This window comes from Nocardiopsis sediminis (genome assembly GCF_042650565.1).
In the GTDB taxonomy this organism is placed as follows: domain Bacteria; phylum Actinomycetota; class Actinomycetes; order Streptosporangiales; family Streptosporangiaceae; genus Nocardiopsis_B; species Nocardiopsis_B sediminis.
The window spans coordinates 1-3014 of sequence record NZ_JBHSBH010000021.1; the positions used below are offsets into that span (position 1 = coordinate 1).

Here is a 3014-nt window from a genome sequence, read left to right on the forward strand (position 1 = left end):
TCCTCCCGTCCCGGCACGGAACGACGAGCTCGATGTCCTTCCCGATGCCCCCGGCCCTGCCCGTGGCGAGGGTGAGGGCCGTGCCGGACGGGGTGAGCCCGGCCCGGGCGGGCCGGGATCTTCGTCGGCCGGTGCGGAGATTGTCGGTGAACGCGTCGGTGAATTGGCCCGAGTGTTCGTGTCGATCTTTAACGGCGTGCCAGCCAGTGTTCTGGGGCATCTGAAGGACGGTCTGACCAATGACCAAATTGCCGCCGAGTTTATAGACGAGCGGCCGAACAGCGGCGACGTCGACAATGCCCGGCTCAAGAAGGAGAAGACGAAGGTCGGAAACGGTCTCCGTAAGATCTATAGAGATATGGGAGTCCGTGACCGCGAGCGTGTGAGCGCTATTGCCCGTGTGGCTGATGGGACTGCCCGCCCCGGCGATCGGCTCCGGGCTCTGGAGGCCATGGCGGAAGCCTTGAAGTCCCTCGATGTCTCCCGCAGGGTCGATGCCGCCGCCGGCAAGGTCGATGCCCGCCGTGAGCCGGGATGGGCCAAGGAGTTCGTTGCCGGGATTCGTCGTGATCTGGATGCGGCTGATGCCGAGGGGGTTGAGCCGGCGGATCGCGCTCGCGGACTCATCGGTGAACTGTCCCGTAAATTCCTGCCGCGCTTTGGGGACGTGGAGAGCGGCGTGCTGGACTCGATGAAGAAGGGGTTGTCCTTCACGAACATTGTCGATCAGCGTATCGCGGGAGTGCCGCGCGACGGTGCGTTTGCCGTCCGGCGCAAACAGGAGCAAAGTAATGTCGGCGTCACCGTCATCGGCATCTATGAAAAGCTGGGGGTGCGTGACCGCGACGATGCCCGCGGTATTGTGGTCGCTCTCGCCCGCGCGGCTGATGGGATTGCCGGTCCCGGCGACCAGCTCCGGGCGCTGGGCCTTATCAAGGAATTTTTGGGGGATCGGGATCCCAAGATCAGCGGCAGGCTCGACTACGGCCGATCTGAGGGGTGGGCCAAGGACCGTGTTGCCGATATCGATCGCCTATTGGAGGCGATCGGCGGTGAACCTGGAAGTCGTGCCGCATCGGATGCACCCGGGGAAGACGAACCCGGCTCTCCGCCGGCCGGTGCGGAGAGTGCTGGTGAACGCGTCGGTGAATTGGCCCGAGTGTTCGCGTCGATCTTTAACGGCGTGCCAGCCAGTGTTCTGGGGCATCTGAAGGACGGTCTGACCAATGACAAAATTGCCGCAAAGTTTATAGACGAACGGCCGAACAGCGGCGACGTCGACAATGCCCGGCTCAAGAAGGAGAAAACGAAGGTCGAAAACGGTCTCCGTAAGATCTATAGAGATATGGGAGTCCGTGACCGCGAGCGTGTGAGCGCTATTGCCCGTGTGGCTGATGGGACTGCCCGCCCCGGCGATCAGCTCCGGGCGCTCGACGCCATGGCGGAAGCCTTGAAGTCCCTCGATGTCTCCCGCAGGGTCGATGCCGCCGCCGGCAAGGTCGATGCCCGCCGTGAGCCGGGATGGGCCAAGGAGTTCGTTGCCGGGATTCGTCGTGATCTGGATGCGGCTGATGCCGAGGGTGTTGAGCCGGCGGATCGCGCTCGCGGACTCATCGGTGAACTGGCCCGTAAATTCCTGCCGCGCTTTGGGGACGTGGAGAGCGGCATGCTGGACTCGATGAAGAAGGGGTTGTCCTTCACGAACATTGTCGATCAGCGTATCGCGGGAGTGCCGCGCGACGGTGCATTTGCCGTCCGGCGCAAACAGGAGCAAAGTAATGTCGGCATCACCGTCTCCAACATCTATGAAAAGCTGGGGGTGCATGACCGCGACGATGCCCGCGGTATTGTGGTCGCTCTCGCCCGCGCGGCTGATGGGATTGCCGGTCCCGGCGACCAGCTCCGGGCGCTGGGCCTTATCAAGGAATTTTTGGGGGATCGGGATCCCAAGATCAGCGGCAGGCTCGACTACGGCCGATCTGAGGGGTGGGCCAAGGACCGTGTTGCCGATATCGATCGCCTATTGGAGGAGGCCGGCGGCGCTAAAGCCGGCGCTGGGGCTGTGGTTCCCGTTGGGGAGGAGGCTGCTCGGGCGCCTCGCGTCCGGGTGGCTCCTGCTGTAGAGCTCACCGCAGGGGACCTGGACCGGATGTGGGAGGCTCTCGGCAAGCTGAACTCTCCGCTGCGATGGGAGGTCTTCCTTCAGCTGGGGGCCACGCGCGACATCGACACGATCTCCGAGCGGATCACGATGGCCAATGGCCGCAACCCCGCCCGAACAACGGTCGATATCTATGTCCGCGCTGTCGTCAGCGCCTTGGTGGTGAACAGTCGTGAGCAGGCGGGTGCCATATCCCGGGCCTATTCCTCCGGGCTGCTCGCCCGCCTCCGCGGGGATGTCCGCAGCCGTGTCGCCGGCAGCGGTGGGGAGTCCGCGGTCTCAGCGGGCGGCCCGGTGGCCGTGGTCACCGATGAGGGCCTCCATGCCGTCTCCGGTCGAGGCAACGATCCCGAGGCCGCCCCCGAGACCATGGCCATTGACGACTCCGACTCCGCTTCCGGAAGCGCCGGCGCCCACCTCGCCGGTGGGCCTGCCAATCCCCTGACGGTGCCCGAGACTTCCAGTGAGGAGGACGGGGACTCCTTGGAGTCGGACGATGGGGACGACGGCGACCTTCCCGACTCCGACGATGAGGACGGTGGTGACGAGCTTCCTGGCCCAGGCGGCGGCCAAGGTCCCGCCGGTTCGGGCCCGGGTGCCGGTGGCGCGGGAGGCAGCGGCGGGTCCACCGGCCGCGGTGGTGGTGCCGGGGACGGTGGCACCGGTGGTCGGAGCGGAGGCCCCGACGGGCGGAGCGCGCGCGGTGCCGGGGGTGGTGGACCCGCCGGTAGGGGCGGGCAGGTCCGTTCCGCCGGTGTCGGTGGGAACGACGGCGCCCGCGAGAGTGACTCTGACAGCGGCGTGGACGGTTTCTATGACCCTGCGCCGGCGCGGTCGCAGGAAGCGGCCGACG

The 3014-nt window shown here is 66.2% G+C and carries 1 pseudogene; it reads left to right on the forward strand.

The window, feature by feature from the left end:
• Positions 1-172 precede the first annotated feature (172 nt).
• A pseudogene (locus tag ACFOVU_RS28425) lies at positions 173-3014 on the forward strand (hypothetical protein); the annotation flags it as partial.